Consider the following 18534-nt stretch of genomic DNA (forward strand, 5'->3'; position numbering starts at 1 on the left):
AGGTCGCACGTTCTGCCGTTCGGGCCAGCTCCCGGCGGCGTTTCGCGCGACCTCGGCGAAGGCGAGCGGCGTGTTGCGCGACCTCGGCGAAGCCGAACGGGCCCACGCGCCAGGAGCGCCACGCGCCAGCGGGCGCGACGCGCCCTAGGCCGCGCCGCCCTCGGCGTACGGGCCGATCTTGCCCGTGCGCATGATGCGCTCGAGCAGCTGGTCGAAGTTCTTCGCCATCTCCTGCGCCGACTCACCCGGCCACACGTGCAGGGGCTTCGCCGCACCCTGCGCCTGCTGCAGCGAGGTCCGCTCGGGCAGCTGCGGTGAGAGCACGAGCGGGCCGAACATGTCCCGGAGCTCCTTGATGCGGAACTGGTGCTCGAGCGACTGCACGCGGGCACGGTTCACGATGATGCCGAGCGGCTGCAGGCGGGGGGAGAGCCCGCGGCGGATCTCCTCGATCGCGCGGAGGGCCCGGTCGGCAGCGGCCACCGAGAAGAGTCCGGGCTCGGTGACGACGGTCACACGGTCGGACGCAGCCCAGGCGGTGCGGGTGAGGGCGTTCAGCGACGGCGCGCAGTCGATGAGGACGAGGTCGTAGTCCTGCTCGACGTTGGCGAGGGCCTCTTCGAGCTTCCAGATGTCGCGGATGGACGGGTGCGGCCCGTCGAAGTTGATGGCCGAGGGCGATCCGACCATGACGTCGATCTTGCCCTGGGAGCCCTTCGTCCACCCCGAGGGGGCGATCGCCTGACGGACGATCTTCTCCTTCGGGTTCTCGAGGACGTCCGCCACGTTGAGGTGGCCGGAGATGTTGATGTCGAGGCCGGTCGAGACGTCCGACTGCGGGTCGAGATCCACCACCAGCGTGCGCAGTCCCTTGGCGAACGCGGCCGAAGTCAGGCCGAGCGTCACCGTCGTCTTGCCGACACCACCCTTGAGGGAGCTCACGCTGAGTACATGCACGGTGAGCAACGTTACCGCCAGTAGGGTTGTGTCACCTCAACCCGGGCTGAAAGGGACCTCGTGTTCAGCAAGATCCTGGTCGCCAATCGTGGCGAGATCGCCATCCGTGCCTTCCGGGCCGCGTACGAGCTGGGGGCGAAGACCGTCGCCGTCTACCCGTACGAGGACCGCAACTCCCTGCACCGCCTCAAGGCGGACGAGGCCTACCTGATCGGGGAGCGCGGACATCCCGTCCGCGCCTACCTGGACGTCTCCGAGATCGTGCGTGTCGCACGCGAGTCGGGTGCCGACGCGATCTACCCGGGCTACGGCTTCCTGTCCGAGAACCCGGAGCTCGCCGCCGCTGCCGCCGCCGCGGGCATCACGTTCATCGGCCCGGGCGAGCACGTGCTCGAGATGGCGGGCAACAAGGTCACCGCGAAGGAACACGCGGTCGCGGCCGGTGTCCCGGTCCTCGCGAGCACCCCAGCGAGCCGCGACATCGAGGAACTCCTCGCCGGCGCGGACGCCATCGGCTTCCCGGTGTTCGCGAAGGCCGTCGCCGGTGGCGGTGGCCGTGGCATGCGCCGGGTGGAGACGAAGCCCGAGCTGCGTGCGGCCCTCGAAGAGGCGATGCGCGAGGCCGACAGCGCCTTCGGCGACCCGACGATGTTCCTCGAGCAGGCCGTCATCCGTCCGCGGCACATCGAGGTGCAGATCCTCGCCGACGCCACCGGCACCGACGCCGGCACGATCCACCTCTTCGAGCGCGACTGCTCGGTCCAGCGCCGGAACCAGAAGGTCGTCGAGATCGCACCGGCGCCGAACCTCGACCCGGCGATCGCGCAGGCGCTGCACCGCGACGCCGTCGCCTTCGCCCGGTCGATCGGGTACGTGAACGCCGGCACGGTGGAGTTCCTGCTCGACACCGAGGGCGAGCGTGCGGGCCAGCACGTCTTCATCGAGATGAACCCGCGCATCCAGGTCGAGCACACCGTCACCGAAGAGGTCACGGACGTCGACCTCGTCCAGTCGCAGATGCGCATCGCCGCCGGGCAGACCCTCGGCGACCTCGGCCTGTCGCAGGGCAGCGTCCGCGTGCACGGCGCCGCCCTGCAGACACGCATCACCACCGAGGACCCGACGCAGGGCTTCCGCCCGGACACCGGTCGCATCACGACCTACCGCAGCCCGGGTGGCGCGGGCGTCCGCCTCGACGGCGGCACGGTCGCCACCGGCGCGCAGATCAGCCCGCACTTCGACTCGATGCTCGCGAAGATGACCTGCCGCGGGCGGGACTTCCCGGCGGCGGTGGCCCGGGCGAAGCGCGCCCTCGCGGAGTTCCGCATCCGGGGCGTCTCCACGAACATCCCGTTCCTGCAGGCCGTGCTCGAGGACCCCGACTTCGATCGCGGGGACATCTCGACGAAGTTCATCGAGGAGCGCCCGCAGCTGTTCGGCGGCCACGTCTCGAAGGACCGCGGCACGAAGGTGCTGAACTGGCTCGCCGACGTCACGGTGAACAAGCCGAACGGCGAGCGTCGCCCGCAGACCGTCGAGCCGAGCGAGAAGCTGCCGACGATCGACCTCGGCGCCCCGGTCCCCGAGGGGCAGCGCGACCGCCTCCGCCTGCTGGGTCCGGCCGAGTGGGCGAAGGCGCTCCGCGGCCAGACCGAGCTCGCCGTCACCGAGACGACGATGCGCGACGCCCACCAGTCGCTCCTCGCGACCCGTGTCCGCACGAAGGACCTCGTCGCGGTCGCCCCGTACGTCGCCCGACTCACGCCGCAGCTGCTCAGCGTCGAGGCCTGGGGCGGTGCCACCTACGACGTGGCGCTCCGCTTCCTCGGCGAGGACCCGTGGGAGCGGCTCGCCTCGCTGCGCGAGGCGATGCCGAACATCCCGATCCAGATGCTGCTCCGCGGGCGCAACACCGTCGGCTACACGCCGTACCCGACCGAGGTGACGGACGCGTTCGTGGCCGAGGCGGCCGCGACGGGTGTCGACGTGTTCCGCGTGTTCGACGCGCTCAACGACGTCAGCCAGTTGCGTCCGGCCCTGGAGGCGGTGCTCGCCACCGACACGGCCGTCGCCGAAGCGGCGCTCTGCTACACCGCCGACCTCCTCGACCCGTCCGAGGACCTCTACACGCTCGACTACTACCTCCGCCTCGCCGAGCAGATGGTCGAGGCCGGTGCGCACGTCATCGGCATCAAGGACATGGCCGGCCTGCTCCGCGCCGGCGCGGCCGAGCAGCTCGTCACCGCCCTGCGGGAGCGCTTCGACCAGCCGGTGCACGTGCACACGCACGACACCGCGGGCGGACAGCTCGCGACGCTCCTCGCCGCGGCCCGCGCCGGCGCCGACGCGGTGGACGTCGCCGCCGCGCCGATGGCCGGCACCACCAGCCAGCCGAGCATGTCCGCGCTCGTCGCCGCCCTGGCGCACACCGAGCGCGACACGGGGCTCTCCCTCGACGCCGTCGGCGACCTCGAGCCGTACTGGGAAGCGGTGCGGCGTGCGTACGCGCCGTTCGAGTCGGGCCTGCCGGGTCCGACGGGCCGCGTGTACAAGCACGAGATCCCCGGCGGTCAGCTGTCGAACCTCCGCCAGCAGGCCATCGCGCTCGGGCTCGGCGACCGCTTCGAGCAGGTCGAGGACTGGTACGCCGAGGCGAACCGGATCCTCGGCCGCCCCACGAAGGTCACGCCGTCGTCGAAGGTCGTCGGCGATCTCGCGCTGCAGCTGGCGGCGGTGGACGCCGACCCGGTCGACTTCGAGCAGAACCCGCAGAAGTACGACATCCCGGACTCCGTCGTCGGCTTCATGGCCGGCGAACTCGGCGACCTGCCCGGTGGCTGGCCCGAGCCCTTCCGGTCGAAGGTCCTCGCGGGCCGCGACGTCCGGCTCGAGATCACGCCCGTGCCGGACGCCGAGCGCGCACACCTGGACACCCCCGGGCCCGAACGGCGACAGGCCCTCAACCGCCTGCTCTTCCCGCAGCCGACGCAGCAGTTCGAGCGCGTCCGCGAGCAGTACGGCGACCTGTCCGTGGTCCCGACCGTCGACTACCTGTACGGCCTGCGCCCCGAGCAGGAGCACGTCGTGCCGCTCGGCAAGGGCGTGGACCTGTTCGTCGGGCTCGAGGCGATCGGCGAGGCCGACGCGCGCGGTGTCCGCACGGTCATGGCGACGATGAACGGCCAGCTCCGCCCGGTGTACGTCCGCGACCGCTCGATCGAGGTCGAGACCAAGGCAGCCGAGCAGGCGGACAAGACCGACCCGAAGCACGTCGCGGCACCGTTCTCCGGTGTCGTGACGCTCAAGGTCGCCGTCGGTGACGTCGTCGAGGCCGGACAGGCCGTGGCGAGCATCGAGGCGATGAAGATGGAAGCGGCCATCACGGCACCCGTCGCGGGGACCGTCGGCCGACTCGCGATCCCGGTGACCCAGCAGGTGGACGCCGGCGACCTCCTGGTGGTGCTGCAGTAAATTGACCGTCCGTCCCATCCGCCTGTTCGGCGACCCCGTCCTCCGGTCCCCGGCCGACCCGATCCGTCCAGACGCGCTCGGCAGCGCGGGCATCCGCGACCTCGTGCAGGACCTCGTCGACACCGTCAAGGAGCCCGGCCGCGCCGGCGTCGCCGCTCCCCAGATCGGTGTCGGTCTGCGCGCCTTCTCGTACAACGTCGACGGCGAGGTCGGCTACGTGCTCAACCCCGAGATCGTCGAGGTGTCGGGGGAGCCGGAGCTCATGGACGAGGGCTGTCTCTCCGTCCCCGGCCTGTCGTACCCCACGCGCCGGTACCCGTACGCGAAGGTCCGCGGGGTCGACGTCGACGGGGCCGAGGTCGTGCTCGAGGGCACCGGGCTCATGGCCGAGGCGCTCCAGCACGAGGTGGACCACCTCGACGGCACCGTGTACGTGATGACGCTCGACCCGGAGATCCGCCGCCAGGCGCTCCGCGACATCCGCGCGCAGGACTGGTTCCACTAGTCCTCCGAAGTGCCCACCCTCGGTCGGGCGGCACCCTGACTCGGGGGTGAGGCGCGTGCGCACTCCTGGGTACGGTGACCGCGTCGACCAGGGGAGCACCATGACACAGGGACCAGCCCGCCGCGCCGTCGTCGCCGTCCTCGGCGTCCTCGCCGTCGCCGCGGCCACCGCCGTCGGCCCGGCCACCACCGCGAGCAGCGCGGCCGCCGCCACGGCCGCGACCGTGCCGACCTACACCGAGTCGCCCGACTACGCCACCGAGACCTTCGGCGACCCCTGGGACTACAGCAACACCGCCGACCAGAACACCGACCGCGTCGGCTACGGCCGCTACTCGATCAGCAAGGGCCACCTGATCGGCACCCTCGAGCGCTCCACCTACTTCTCCCCGGTCGAGACCATGCCCGGCACGCTGCCCTACGGCCGCGACGGCGCCCTCCACCCGATCGACACGAAGCGCTACACGCACCTCTCCGTCTCGATGGACCAGCCGTACGCCGGCCGGCAGATCGCGATCAGCTGGTTCACCTGCGCAGCACGATCGCTCAGCTGCATGGGCGGCGTGACGGCGAAGGTCGAGAAGGGGAACCACGTCATCGACGTCGACCTCACCGGCAAGTCCGTCATGGGCGGGCACGTCCCCTGGACCGGTTCGAAGCCGACGCTGCTCCGCGTGCAGCCGATCGTCGTCCACACCGGCGAGAGCCCGAGCGGGAAGGTCAGCATCGACTGGACCCGGCTCCACGGCGGCTCCGCCCCGCAGGACGCCCTGCCGGCGGGCGACTACGGCACCTTCCGGGTCGTCGCCCGACCGATCGCGGTCATGGACAGCCCGAACCCCGACCAGGGCAAGGACCTCGCGGCCGTCCAGCGCGGGCGCTCCTGGGTCCTGACGAACGGCGTCGCCGGGCGCGGCGTCACGCTGAAGAACGCCCGGTTCCGCAGCTGGAGCTCCGTCGGCCTCACCGCGCAGAACGCCGGCCCGATCGTGCGCGACCCCGAGGTCGTGTTCCCGGTGTCGGCCTTCGACGGCAAGCAGTACCACTGGCTGTCCTGGTCGATGTCGTACGACGGCGCCTACGACCTGAGGAACGCCCCCGGCGGCGGGAAGATGGCGCGCCTGGTGTGGTCGGTCCGCGGCGCGAAGGGCCTGCAGGTCAGCAACGACGTCCTGACCTTCTCCGGCGCCAACGCCACCCCGGTCGGCCCGAACGAGTCGGGCGAGAACCGCATCGACCTCGCGGCGACGAACCCCCTCGACGAGACGATGCCGAAGGGCAGCCCCGGGTGGAAGCAGGTCGTCACGAGCCTCCGCTGGGACCCGAACGAGGACCGCGGCGCCGCCGTCTGGCACCTCAAGTCGTTCCACCTCCGCGCGGACCCGGCAGCCAACGGGTGGACGCGCATCGGCTTCCACGACGCCGCCTGGACCGCCGGGACGACCGCGAAGGTCACCGTGACGCGCGACGGCACGACGACGAAGCGCGTGCTGGTGGACGGCGTGGCCGTGACGAAGGGTGCGAACAGCGTGCCGTTCGTCCTCGGCTCACTGCCGGCGGGCAGCTACCACGCGACCGTCACGCTCCGGCACCCGGACGGCTCGACCGCGACGAGCACCTCCGCGGCGCCCGTCCGGATGTCGGCGGCCCCGGTGGGCGCCCACGACCCGCGCGGGCACGACCAGGCACCGGCGGCCACCGCGACGGGGGTCACGGTCGCGGGCTGGGCCTACGACCCGGACACGACCCGGCCGCTGACGATCCGCGTCGCCGAGGCCGGGCGGGTCCTCGCGACCGGCACGACCGGCCTCACCCGGAACGACGTCCGGAAGGTGCATCCGGACGCACCGATCGGCTCCGGCTACCGCTTCGCGGTCCCGCTGGCGAGCGGGTCGCACACCCTCTGCACGACCGCCGGCGGCGCCGGCTCGGGCATGCCCGAGACCGACCTCGGATGCCGGACCGTCCGCGTTCCGTGAACGCCGTGGTGACACCCCAACGTGGGATTGTCGCTTTGTCCTGACGAAGAGGTACCGTATCGCCGTCGGCTTCCCACCGACACCGTTTCCCACACCCCCAGGACATCCCCATGACCGCACAGAACGACGAGCTCAGCTCGCACCGCACCCGCACCAACCGTCGCCCCACCGAGGTCCAGGTCACGACCTCCTCGACGGCCGTCCTCGACGCTCCGGAGACGCAGCAACCGCAGGAGCGCTGAGCGCGCGGGCGGACGCGACCACGGGTCGCGCCCCGCGCGCAGGGTGACGCACAGGAGGCGCGGTGCCGGTCCACGAGACCGGCACCGCGCCTCCTGGCACGCGTCGCGGAGCTAGCCCCGGCGGCGGCGACCCTCGACGACGGGCGTCGCGGTGGTCTGCACCTTCGACCCCGAGTAGATGTGCTCGACGTCGGCGGCGAAGTCCTTCAGGACGACCGCGCGCTTGATCGTCAGCTTCGGCGTGAGGTGCCCCGATGCCTCGGTGAGGTCGGTGTCGAGCACCGTGAACGACCGGACCGACTCGGCACGTGACACGCGCTGGTTGGCGGCGTCGATCGCTTCCTGCACGGCCTGGTGGACCCGCTCGTCGTAGGCGGCCTCGTGCGCGGTGAGCGCCGGGGTGATCCCGCGCGTCTCGCACCAGCCGGCGAGCATGTCCCGGTCGAGCGTGACGAGGGCGGCGACGAAGGGCTTGCCCTCGCCGACGACGACGACCTGTCCGATGAGCGGGTGCTCGCGGATGCCGTCCTCGAGCGGTGCCGGTGCGACGTTCTTGCCGCTGGCTGTGACGATGAGCTCCTTGGCGCGGCCGGTCACGGTGAGGACGCCCCCGGTGTCGAGCCGGCCGAGGTCGCCGGTCCGGAACCAGCCGTCGACGAGGGCCTTCGCGGTGGCCTCGTCGTTCCGCCAGTAGCGGTCGAAGACGTCGACGCCGCGGATGAGGATCTCGTCGTCCTCGGCGATCCGGATCTCGACGCCCGGGAGCGCGCGGCCGACACTGCCGATCCGGAGCTCCCCGGCTCGGTTCACGGTCGCGGGGGCGGTCGTCTCGGTGAGGCCGTACCCCTCGAGGATGAGCACCCCGATCGACCGGAAGAAGTGCGACAGCCGCGGGGAGAGCGGTGCCGAACCGCTCACGGCGTAGCGGACGCGGCCGCCCATCGCGTCGCGGAGCTTGGCGTAGACGAGCCGGTCGAAGAGCTTGAACCGGAGGGCGAGTCCGAGCGGGACCTTCCCGCTCGCGAGTGCCTCGGAGTGCGCGACCGCGGTCTTCGCGGCGGCGCGGAAGATCCGCCCCTTGCCCCCGAGGTCGGCCTTCTGCTCGGCGGAGTTGTAGATCTTCTCGAACACGCGCGGGACGGCGAGCAGGAACGACGGCTTGAACGTCGACACCGCGTGCATGAGGTCCTTCGTGTCCGGCTCGTGGCCGACGAGGACGCCCGCGGAGACGGACATCACCGCGATGAACCGGGCGAAGACGTGGGCCATCGGGATGAACAGCAGCGTCGAGGCGTCGTCGGCGACGACCTCGGGCATCGCCTCCGACGCGCCCTCCACGGTCGCGGTGAAGTTGTCGTGCCGGAGCACGCAGCCCTTCGGCCGGCCCGTCGTCCCCGAGGTGTAGATGATCGTGGCGTCGTCGTGGCCGTGCACGTCGACGGTGCGGGCGTCGAGCTCGGCGTCGGTGACGTCCTCGCCGAGGCGGACGAGGTCGTCGAGCCCGCCGCCGTCGATCGTCCAGTGCTGGCCGAGGTGCGGCAGGTCCGGTGCGATCGACGCGACACGGCGGGCGTGCTCCTCCTGCTCGACGACGATCGCGACGGCCTCGGAGTCGGAGAGGATCCAGCGCACCTGGTCGGGGGAGCTGGTCTCGTAGACCGGGATCGACACGAGGCCTGCGGTCCACACGGCGAAGTCGACGAGCGTCCACTCGAGGCGGGTGCGCGACAGGATCGCCACGTGCGCGCCGGGCTCGAGGCCCGCAGCGACGAAGCCCTTCGCGATCCCGCGGACCCGACGTTCGACGTCGGCCGCGCTGATCGGGGTCCAGGTGTCGCCGCGGCGCTCGGCGAGGATCGGACGGTCCGGTGTCGCCCGCGCCCGCTCGGAGAGCAGTCGGGCAGCCGAGCCGTGGTCGGGTGCGGTGATCGGTGTTGGGTGCCGCTGATCGTTCACGGTGACTCCCTTGTCGGCCGGTTCGATTCGAGTGCGCCTCATCGTCGAGGCGACACCGCCAGCATAGGGCGCGGTGTCGAGCGTTCCGTGTGGACGCAGGGAACCGGTAGGCTCGTTCCTCGTGCACGCCATCGGAATCGACATCGGGGGCACCAAGATCGCGGGAGCGGTCGTCACGGAACTGGGCGAGATCGTCGCCGAGGACCGGGTGGCCACCAACGCTGCGGACCCGGACGCCATGCTCGACGACGTGGTCGCGATGGTCTCGCGACTGCGCGCCGCGAACGAGGTCAGCGCGGTGGGCGTCGCCGCGCCGGGCTTCATCGACGCCTCGCAGTCGATCGTCTACTACACGCCGAACATCCGGTGGCGGAACGAGCCGCTGCGCCAGAAGCTGCAGCAGCGCATCGGTGACCTGCACATCACCGTCGACAACGACGCCAACGCGGCGGGCTGGGCGGAGTTCCGCTTCGGTGCCGGTCGGCTCGTGTCCGACATGACCATGCTCACGATCGGGACCGGCGTCGGCGGTGCGATCGTCACCGAGGACCGCCTCTTCCGCGGGGGCTTCGGCACCGGTGGCGAGATCGGCCACCTCCGGATCGTGCCGAACGGCCTCCCGTGCGGCTGCGGCGCCCGCGGCTGCATCGAGCAGTACGGCTCTGGTCGTGCACTGCAGCGCATGGCGAACGACGTCGCGGACGCCGGCGGCATCGGTTCCGCGCTCGCCGACGCCCGTGCGGCCAACGGCGGGGAGCTCGACGGGCACATCGTCGGCGACCTGATCCTGGCCGACGACCCGGGTGCCCTCGCGGCCCTGCGGCGGCTCGGTCGGCACCTCGGCGAGGCCTGCGCCTCGCTGTCCGCCGTGCTCGACCCGCAGCTCTTCGTCTTCGGCGGCGGCGTCGCGAGTGCGGGGGACCGGCTGCTCGACCCGATCAAGCAGGCCTACCTCAACAACCTGCCGGCCCGGGGCTACCACCCGGAGCCGGACTTCGTGATCGCCGAGCTCGTCAACGACGCCGGTGTCGTCGGCGCGGCCGACCTCGCTCGGATCCACGCCCGCACGGCGTAGGGTCGCACCACCCCACCGTCTCGGAGTCGACGATGACCTACTGGCTGCTGAAGAACTTCCTGCTCGGGCCGCTCATCCTCACGCTCTTCCGGCCGTGGGTCGTCGGCCGTGAGCACGTCCCCGCGAAGGGACCGGTGATCTTCGCGTCCAACCACATCTCGTTCATCGACTCGGTGATCCTGCCTGCGGTGCTCGACCGCCGGCTGTCGTTCCTGGCGAAGAGCGACTACTTCACGGGTCGCGGGCTCAAGGGCTGGGCGACGAAGACGTTCTTCAACGCCATCGGCCAGCTCCCCATCGACCGCTCCGGCGGCAAGGCGTCCGAGGCGTCGCTCCGGACCGGCCTGCAGGTCCTCGCCCGGGGTGAGCAGCTCGGCATCTACCCCGAGGGCACCCGCAGCCCGGACGGCAAGCTCTACCGGGGCCGGACCGGCATCGCCCGCATGATCCTCGAGGGGCGCGTCACCGTCGTCCCGGTCGCCATGGTCGGCACGCGCGAGGTGCAGCAGATCGGGCAGCGCTTCCCGAAGTTCAAGCGCGTGGGCGTCGTCTTCGGCAAGCCCCTCGACTTCTCCCGCTTCGAGGGCTTCGAAACCGACCGCTTCATCCTCCGCAGCGTCACCGACGAGGTCATGCACGAGCTCGCCGGGCTGAGCCGCCAGGAGTACGTCGACGTCTACGCGACGAGTGTCAAGGAGCGTGCGAGCACGGCGCGCGAGCAGGTCCTCCGCGGCAAGGTCACGCGGAATGGGCGGGGCACCTCGGCACGTTAGGATTCGATGGTTCCGGCATCCGCCCGGACGGCCATCCCTTCGAGAGGTACCACCCTTGTTCGAGTCGACCGACTTCGTCGCCCTGCAGGATCCGGACGTGATCGAGGGCCTCGACTACTGGCGGACGCTCCCGATCAAGCAGCAGCCCACGTGGCCGGACGCCAGCGCGGCCGAGGCCGCCTCGGCCGAGATCGCCACGCTGCCCCCGCTCGTCTTCGCGGGCGAGGTCGACAAGCTGCGTGAACGGCTCGCGTCGGCGGCCCAGGGCAAGGCGTTCCTGTTGCAGGGCGGCGACTGCGCCGAGACCTTCGCCGGTGCCACGGCGGACTCGATCCGCGACCGTGTGAAGACCATCCTCCAGATGGCCGTCGTGCTCACCTACGGTGCGTCGATGCCCGTCATCAAGATGGGCCGCATGGCCGGGCAGTTCGCCAAGCCGCGCTCGAGCGACTTCGAGACCCGCGGCGACGTCACGCTGCCCGCCTACCGCGGCGACATCGTGAACGGCTACGACTTCACGCCGGAGAGCCGCCAGGCCGACCCCCGTCGCCTCGTGCAGGGCTACCACACCGCTGCGTCGACCCTGAACCTCGTCCGCGCCTTCACGCAGGGCGGCTTCGCCGACCTGCGCCAGGTGCACTCGTGGAACAAGGGCTTCGCGTCGAACCCGGCGAACGCCCGGTACGAGCACCTCGCGAAGGAGATCGACCGCGCGATCCGATTCATGGACGCCTGCGGTGCGGACTTCGACGAGCTGAAGCACGTCGAGTTCTACGCCTCGCACGAGGGGCTGCTCATGGACTACGAGCGCCCGATGACCCGGATCGACTCGCGGTCCGGGCTCGCCTACGACACCTCCGGACACTTCATCTGGATCGGTGAGCGCACCCGCGACCTCGACGGCGCCCACGTGGACTTCCTGTCCCGCGTGCGGAACCCGATCGGCGTCAAGCTCGGCCCGACGACCTCGGTCGACGACATGAAGGCCCTGGTCGACAAGCTCGACCCGAACCGCGAGCCGGGGCGCCTGACGTTCATCACCCGCATGGGCGCCGGCAAGATCCGCGACGAGCTGCCGAAGCTGCTCGAGGCGATCAAGGGCATGGACGCCAACCCGCTGTGGGTGACGGACCCGATGCACGGCAACGGCCTGACGACGCCGACCGGGTACAAGACCCGCCGGTTCGACGACGTCGTGGACGAGGTGCTCGGCTTCTTCGAGGCCCACCGCGAGGTCGGCACGTACCCGGGCGGCATGCACGTCGAGCTCACCGGTGACGACGTCACGGAGTGCCTGGGCGGCTCGGAGCAGATCGACGAGGCCACCCTCGCGACCCGCTACGAGTCCCTGTGCGACCCGCGGCTGAACCACATGCAGTCGCTCGAGCTGGCGTTCCTGGTCGCCGAGGAGCTCGGCGCCCACCCGCACGTGCGCGCGTAGCGCGCCGAGCTCACGCGCTGGGCGACACGTCACGGGCCGCTGCGCGCGTGAGATGTCGGCCAGCGCGTGGGATCGCGGCCAGGCGACGGACGGGAGGCGCGGTGCCAGCTGGCACCGCGCCTCCCGTCCGTCGGCGGTGCGCCTACTGCTTGTAGGCGAGCGTGATCGTGTCGCCGCGGTGCACCGTCGTGCCCGCCGCCGGGTCCGTGGACTGGACGGGGAGCGAGGCCTTCCAGTCGTAGAAGCCGCACAGGATGTTCGTGCAGTCCGGCACCGAGACCTTGAGCCCGAGCGCGTCGAGCGTCGAGGTGGCGTCGTTGATCGTCTTCCCGTGCACATCGGGCAGCGTGATGGGCGCCGGACCCTTGGACACGACGACGTCGATCGCGGAGCCGCGTACGACGGGGTCGTCCTGGGCCTTCGCGGACATGATCTGCCCCTCGGGCACGTCGTCGCTGAACTGGCCGTCCTGCGAGCCGAGGGTGAGCCCCACCGTGTCGAGCGTCGCCGTGGCGTCGCTCACGGACTTGCCGACCACGTCCGGGACCGCGCCGAGGGAGACGGTGAGCGTCACCGGGCCGCGTTCGCCGTAGGTCTCGACCGTCGAGAGGTCGATCGTCTGGCCGTCGGTGCCGAGACCCGTCGCGGCGATGACGGTGTCCTTCGGGGCGTCGGCGGAGAACTGGTACTGGTCGTCCTGCAGCTGGAAGTCGTCGTCGAGCGCCGCGGTGACGGTGGAGAGCGGCTGCCCGACGATGGCCGGCAGGGCGATCATCTTCGGGCCGTTCGACACGACGATCTGCACCAAGGTGCCCTTGCGGACCTCGCGCTCGGCGGCGGGCTTGGTCGTGGACACCTGGCCCTTCGCGACGACGGCGTCGAACCGGGTCGCGGTCGACGACGCCGTGTGGAGGCCCTGCGCCTCGAGGAGTTGTCGTGCCTGCGAGACGGACTTGCCCGTGACCTCGGGGATGCGGACGTTGCCCCACGGTCCGGGTCCGAGCGCCCAGCCGATCGAGCCGCCGATCGCCATGAGCACGAGGACGACGACGAGGATGATCCACCCGCGCTTGCGACGCTTGGTCGACTTGTCGGCGAGCCGCTGTCCGGCGGGGGAGAGGGCTCCTGGCTGCGACCCGGTCCGGCGGGGACCCGGCGCGTTCCGGCCACCGCGGCCGCCGGGCTGCTGGGCCGACGAGCGCTGGGCTGGTTCGAGGATGGTGGTGGCGTCGCCCGAGTCTGCCGAGGTCGGCGTCGCGGCCCCGGCGGGGAGGATCGCGGTCGCGTTCTCGGGGCGCAGCACGGCGGTGCGGTACTGACCGGTGGCACGCTGCTGGTCGCCCGACATGTGGTCGAGCATCTCGCGGGCGTCGCGCGGCCGGTCGTCCGGGTTGCGGGCGGTGGACCAGGCGACGAGGTCGTCGAGCTCCGGCGGGACCCCGGCGACCGCGGCGCTCGGCGCGGGGACCGAGTCGTTGGCGTGCTGGTAGGCGATCTGCATCGGCTGCTCGCCCTTGTAGGGCTGCTCGCCGGTGAGCATCTCGTAGAGCATGATGCCGAGCGCGTAGATGTCGCTGCGGGAGTCGGCGGCACCGCGCGTGACGAGCTCGGGGGAGAGGTACGCGATCGTCCCGAGCAGGGCCGCCCCCGTCGCGGTGTTCGCCGTGGTCGCACGGGCGAGACCGAAGTCGCCGAGCTTGATGCGGCCGTCGTCGGCGAGCAGGACGTTCTCGGGCTTGAGGTCGCGGTGCACGATGCCGGCGCGGTGGGCCGAGGCGAGCCCGGCGAGGACGGCCCGGAGGATGTCGGTCGCCTGCTCCGGCGTCAGCGCGTGGTGTTCCTGCAGGAGGTCGCGGAGCGTGATGCCCGGGATGTACTCCATGACGATGTACGCCGTGTCGTCCTCGGCGCCCTGGTCGTACACGCCGACGAGGTTCGGGTGGGAGAGCCGGGCGGCCGACCGGGCCTCTTGGATGAAGCGCTCCCGGAAGGCCTGGTCGTCCGCCAGGTGGCCGTGCATGATCTTGATCGCGACGCGCCGCTCGAGCCGCACGTCGGTCGCCAGGTACACGGTCGCCATGCCCCCGCGCGCGATGCGGGAGCGTACGCGGTACCGGTGATCGATCATGCGACCGATCATCGGATCCGTGGCGGCGTTGGTGGTCATCGGCGGCATTCTACGAATCGGGACTGCACGGACCCGCACTGACGCTCCGGTCGTGACCGAATCTCGATCTTGCGGATGACTCGGTTCCGCCGAGCGGCCAGGCGTGCGAGCGCGCGCGACGGCCCGGCGGCCGGGCTCAGAGCGACGCCAGCAGGCTCTGCGCGGTCTTCTCCCACTGCGCGTACGCCTTCGGGTACGCCGACACCTGCACGGCCTGCGCCGCGGTCGTGACGTTCATCGACGACCACCCGGCGATGTCGAGCAGCCCGCGGGTGTGCCCGGGGTTGCCCGTGAAGAACCGCTTCGCCGCCGTCGCCGGGTCCTGCAGGGCCGCAGCCGACCCCCAGCCCTGGCTCGGCCGCTGCTGGAACAGCCCGACCGAGTCGCGGTCCCCGTGGGAGAGGTTGCGCAGGCTCGACTCCTGCATCGCCGCGGCGAGGGCGATGACGATCCCGTGGTCGGACACCCCGAGGGAACGGCCGACCGCCACGATCGTCGCCGCGTTGCCCCGCTGCTCGGCGGAGAGCGAGGGGCCCGACGACGGCAGGACGAGCGTCTTGCCGGCGTAGATCGTGCTCGTGTAGGTGAGTCCGTTCGCCGAGAGGAGCGCCGAGACCGTCACGCCGTGCGAGGCCGCGATCGAGGCGATGGTGTCACCCGTCCCGATCTTCACGCTGCCGGCCCGGGCCGACGACGCACTGCCGGAGGTGGAGGCCGGAGCGGACGTGACCGCCGCCACCGGCGCTGCCGTCGCACCCGCGGTCGGCACCCGCAGCGTCTGCCCGGGGTAGATCACCGAGCGCTGGGAGAGCTTGTTCGCGCTGAGGAGCGCCGTGGTCGACACACCGACGCGCGAGGCGATGCCGGACACCGTGTCGCCCTGCTTGACGTGGTAGCTGCCCGTGGCCGAGGTCGTCGCCGACGCCGTGCTGACCGCCGGCGTCGAGGAGAGGTGCAGCGTCTGCCCGGGGTGGATGATCGTGTTCCAGCCGAGGCCGTTGCGCACGAGGACCTCCTGCGCGGAGAGGCCGTAGCGGGCGGCGATGCCCGACACGGTGTCGCCCTGACGGACGGTGTAGTTCGTGGGCACAGCCGTGGTGGGCGCCTTCGTCGAGACGGCGGCGACCGTGGTCACGGTGGTCTGCGACGGACGGGCGACCGCGGTCTCGAAGACCGGTCGATCGGTCACCGTGCGGTCCTCGTCGACGTGCCGCTTGTTGCGGTTGTCGTCGTCGTGGCGCGGTTCGGCGTGGGCGACCGGGCCGGTGAGTCCGGCGGTCACCGCGATCGTCCCCGCGAGGACGATGGGCATGGTCGCGAACCGGGCGGATCGTGCGCGCCGGGCGTCTTCGTCTGCAGCGTTGTCCACGGTGTCTCCTGTTCGAGCGGTGAGCCGGTGCACGTGCGTGCGCACTCACAGGTGTTCCCACGCTGGCATGGCGTGATTCCCAAGTCAACCAGAGAGTCGGATGTTGCGTGTGTGACGAATGTGACGAACGAGTCGGTGTGACGCCCCGTCGCACTCTGGCAACATGGGGCCTGTGAGTGCTGCACCCATCGACGACACGACCCTTTCCGAGCGATGGCTGACCGTCCCCGACCTGGTGGACCTGCTCGGGGTGAGCCCCGGACGCGTCCACCGGCTCTTCGAGCAGAAGGCGCTGCTGGCCGCGCGCATCGACGGTGTCCTCCGCGTGCCGAGCGAGTTCCTCGACGACACCGAGCCCCTGCCGGAACTGCGCGGGACGCTCATCGTCCTGTCCGACAACGGCTTCACCGACGACGAGGCCGTCCGCTGGATGCTCTCCGTCGACGACGCGATGGGCACCTCGCCGATCGCCGCGCTGCGCGCCGGCCGCAAGGCCGAGGTGCGTCGCGTCGCCCAGTCGCTGCTCTAGCGGTTCCCACGTCGGGTCCAGGAGGCGCGGTGCCAGCCCGCACTGTCCCTCCTGGCATGCAGGTGGGGGCGTCTACGCGGAGCGGCGGCTGACCGTGTCGGCAAGCGCGACGAGCTGCTCGCGCGCCGACGGCGTCAGCGGTGCCGCCTCGATGGCGGCCTTCGCGCGCTGCACGTGCCGCTCGATCGACCGCTCGACGGCGGCGACCGCACCGGACTCGGTGAGCGTCGCGCGGAGCATCTGCACCTGCGCCTCGTCGAGGTCCGGGTCGCCCAGGAGCTCGTCGAGCAACTGCCGGGGACCACTCGGCAACGCCTTGCGGGCCGAGGCGATGAGGACGGTGCGCTTGCCCTCGCGCAGGTCGTCGCCGGCGGGCTTGCCGGTGACCTCGGGGTCGCCGAAGACGCCGAGCATGTCGTCGCGGAGTTGGTACGCCACGCCGAGGGGGAGGCCGAACGCCCGGAGCCCCTCGAGCTGCGCGTCCGATGCCCCGGCCACGAGGGCACCGATCACGAGCGGGGCCTCGATCGAGTACTTCGCGGACTTGAAGACGATGACGCGCTGGGCCCGGACGAGGTGCTCGTCCTCGTCGATGGTCGGCCAGGCGGTCTCCTCGTGCACGTCGAGGTACTGCCCCGCCGTGACGTCGAGGCGCATGGTGTGGAACTCCTGGCGGACGATGCGACCCCGCGCGGGGTCGAGCAGGGCGAGCCCCTCGTCGAAGACCGAGTCGCTCAGGGAGAGCAGGAGGTCGCCGAGCAGCAGGGCCGAGTTCGTGCCGTACAGCGCCCGGTCGCCGACCCAGCCCGACTCCTCGTGCAGGGACTCGAACCGGCGGTGCGCTGCCGGACGCCCGCGACGGGTGTCCGAGCGGTCCATGATGTCGTCGTGGACGAGCGCCGCGGCGTGGAAGATCTCGAGCGCGGCCGCGACCGTGACGATCGCCTCGGCCGTGGTCTGCCGGGACCCCTCGCCGAGCGGGTCGAACGAGCCCGACCGCCCCGCGACGGACTGCCAGCCCCAGTAGCAGAACAGTGCCCGGAACCGCTTGCCCCCGGAGAGCAGATCCCGCGCGTACTGGTCGAACGGAGCCAGGTCCGGACTGATCGCGGCGAGCCGTTCCCGTTGGTCGTCCAGCGCTCGATCGATCCGCGCCGACACGAGGTCCACTAATCGCGTACTCTCAGCCACACTCCCTACCCTAGTGGAGCGGTCGAGTCGTAGACTCGGTCCACCTCAACCACGCGTCGATCCCAGGAACAGAGGGAACAAAGATGCCACTCTCGGAGCAAGAGCAGCGCCTCCTCGAAGAGATGGAGCGCAGCCTCTACCAGAATGACTCCGACTTCGTCGCGCGTGTCACGCGTCGCCAGGGTCGTCCGACGTACACGTCGATCACGCTCGGGGTGCTCGGAGCACTCGCCGGCGTCGCCATCGTCATCGTCGGGTTGGTCATGCGCCAGCCGCTCATCGGGATCCTCGGCTTCGTCGTGATGCTGGCCGGAGTCCTCTTCGCGCTGCGTCCCGGTATGCGAGCCCCCAAGGCGAAGGCGCCTCGGGCCGGCAAGCCGTCGACGGGCGGAGCTTCGCGGCCGAGTCAGGGCGGCGGCGGGTCCTTCATGGATCGGATGAACGACCGCTGGGACAAGCGGAACGACAACCAGGGCTAGCAGCCCTCCACCCTCCTCCACGGGGTCGGTCCTTCGGGGCCGGCCCCGTTTCGTGCGTCTGGGGGGGGGCGGGGTGGCCTGGGTGGGCGGGCACCAGGGCGGTCGCGGCTGGCGAGGTTCCACGATCGTGGCATCTCGGCCGCCCGGAGCGGCAGTTCCCGGGACCTCGGCGTCGACCGTTCGGCGAGTCGTGGAACCTCGCCCGGTGCTCGCGATCCGGAACAGCCGTCCGGAGGTGCCGAGCGGGCGAAACACGTCCCGCTCGAGCCCGCGCGCCGGCCGATCCCGCCCGCTCGGCGGTCCGCGCGCGGCGGGTCGTGACCGCTGGGGCGAGGCGGTGCGTGCCATCGGTCGGGAGGCGCGGGTCGGCGCCGCACCGCGCCTCCCGTCACGCAGGTGCC

At 71.4% G+C, this 18534-nt stretch carries 14 protein-coding genes; 9 read left to right on the forward strand and 5 right to left on the reverse strand.

The genetic code is table 11. From position 1 onward, the window contains the following. Positions 1-144: 144 nt before the first annotated feature. On the reverse strand, positions 145-957 hold the full coding sequence (locus BJK06_RS15470) for a ParA family protein (protein ID WP_070418636.1): 813 nt from the start codon (positions 955-957) through the stop codon (positions 145-147). 60 nt (positions 958-1017) lie between these two features. Between BJK06_RS15470 and BJK06_RS15475 the strand changes: the two genes are divergently transcribed. The 4 genes from BJK06_RS15475 to BJK06_RS19095 all read left to right on the forward strand — a co-directional run bounded on the left by BJK06_RS15475 (position 1018) and on the right by BJK06_RS19095 (position 7153). After that, entirely contained in the window at positions 1018-4428 is a 3411-nt protein-coding gene (locus tag BJK06_RS15475) for a pyruvate carboxylase (RefSeq protein ID WP_070418637.1), read from the forward strand. Position 4429: 1 nt separating this feature from the next. Further along, a complete protein-coding gene (locus BJK06_RS15480; RefSeq protein WP_070418638.1) occupies positions 4430-4933 on the forward strand; it encodes a peptide deformylase in 504 nt (167 codons plus the stop codon). 100 nt (positions 4934-5033) lie between these two features. Continuing rightward, a complete protein-coding gene (locus BJK06_RS15485; RefSeq protein ID WP_070418639.1) occupies positions 5034-6911 on the forward strand; it encodes a hypothetical protein in 1878 nt (625 codons plus the stop codon). Positions 6912-7021: 110 nt separating this feature from the next. After that, entirely contained in the window at positions 7022-7153 is a 132-nt protein-coding gene (locus BJK06_RS19095) for a hypothetical protein (RefSeq protein WP_258027649.1), read from the forward strand. A 111-nt stretch (positions 7154-7264) separates the two neighbouring features. Here the strand turns inward: BJK06_RS19095 and BJK06_RS15490 are convergent, their stop codons facing one another. After that, positions 7265-9109 (reverse strand): long-chain fatty acid--CoA ligase, encoded by a 1845-nt coding sequence (locus tag BJK06_RS15490; protein ID WP_070418640.1) that lies wholly within the window; start codon positions 9107-9109, stop codon positions 7265-7267. 121 nt (positions 9110-9230) lie between these two features. On the opposite strand from BJK06_RS15490, the gene BJK06_RS15495 reads away from it, so the two are divergent. The 3 genes from BJK06_RS15495 to BJK06_RS15505 all read left to right on the forward strand — a co-directional run bounded on the left by BJK06_RS15495 (position 9231) and on the right by BJK06_RS15505 (position 12398). Next, the gene (locus tag BJK06_RS15495; protein ID WP_070418641.1) at positions 9231-10184 is read left to right on the forward strand and encodes an ROK family glucokinase; all 954 of its coding nucleotides are present in this window, start codon (positions 9231-9233) and stop codon (positions 10182-10184) included. Positions 10185-10216: 32 nt separating this feature from the next. Then, positions 10217-10957, forward strand: a complete 741-nt coding sequence (locus BJK06_RS15500; RefSeq protein ID WP_070418642.1) for a 1-acyl-sn-glycerol-3-phosphate acyltransferase — start codon at positions 10217-10219, stop codon at positions 10955-10957. Between the two features lie 97 nt (positions 10958-11054). Next, complete coding sequence (locus BJK06_RS15505) at positions 11055-12398, forward strand: class II 3-deoxy-7-phosphoheptulonate synthase (RefSeq protein ID WP_092387865.1); 1344 nt, start codon at positions 11055-11057, stop codon at positions 12396-12398. Between the two features lie 142 nt (positions 12399-12540). On the opposite strand, the gene pknB is transcribed toward BJK06_RS15505, so the two are convergent. Together pknB and BJK06_RS15515 are read right to left on the reverse strand one after the other, a co-directional pair. After that, entirely contained in the window at positions 12541-14565 is a 2025-nt protein-coding gene (gene pknB, locus BJK06_RS15510) for a Stk1 family PASTA domain-containing Ser/Thr kinase (RefSeq protein WP_070419533.1), read from the reverse strand. 136 nt (positions 14566-14701) lie between these two features. Then, positions 14702-15934: a LysM peptidoglycan-binding domain-containing protein gene (locus BJK06_RS15515; RefSeq protein ID WP_258027650.1), complete on the reverse strand. Its 1233-nt coding sequence runs from the start codon at positions 15932-15934 to the stop codon at positions 14702-14704. Between the two features lie 163 nt (positions 15935-16097). On the opposite strand from BJK06_RS15515, the gene BJK06_RS15520 reads away from it, so the two are divergent. Beyond that, positions 16098-16463 (forward strand): Rv2175c family DNA-binding protein, encoded by a 366-nt coding sequence (locus tag BJK06_RS15520; RefSeq protein WP_070418644.1) that lies wholly within the window; start codon positions 16098-16100, stop codon positions 16461-16463. Positions 16464-16535: 72 nt separating this feature from the next. On the opposite strand, the gene BJK06_RS15525 is transcribed toward BJK06_RS15520, so the two are convergent. Next, positions 16536-17654, reverse strand: coding sequence for a polyprenyl synthetase family protein (locus BJK06_RS15525; protein WP_070418645.1), 1119 nt, complete (start codon positions 17652-17654; stop codon positions 16536-16538). Positions 17655-17737: 83 nt separating this feature from the next. On the opposite strand from BJK06_RS15525, the gene BJK06_RS15530 reads away from it, so the two are divergent. Further along, the gene (locus tag BJK06_RS15530; RefSeq protein ID WP_070418646.1) at positions 17738-18133 is read left to right on the forward strand and encodes a DUF3040 domain-containing protein; all 396 of its coding nucleotides are present in this window, start codon (positions 17738-17740) and stop codon (positions 18131-18133) included. The last annotated feature ends 401 nt before the right edge of the window (positions 18134-18534 follow it).

This window comes from Curtobacterium sp. BH-2-1-1 (assembly GCF_001806325.1).
Classification (GTDB): Bacteria; Actinomycetota; Actinomycetes; order Actinomycetales; family Microbacteriaceae; genus Curtobacterium.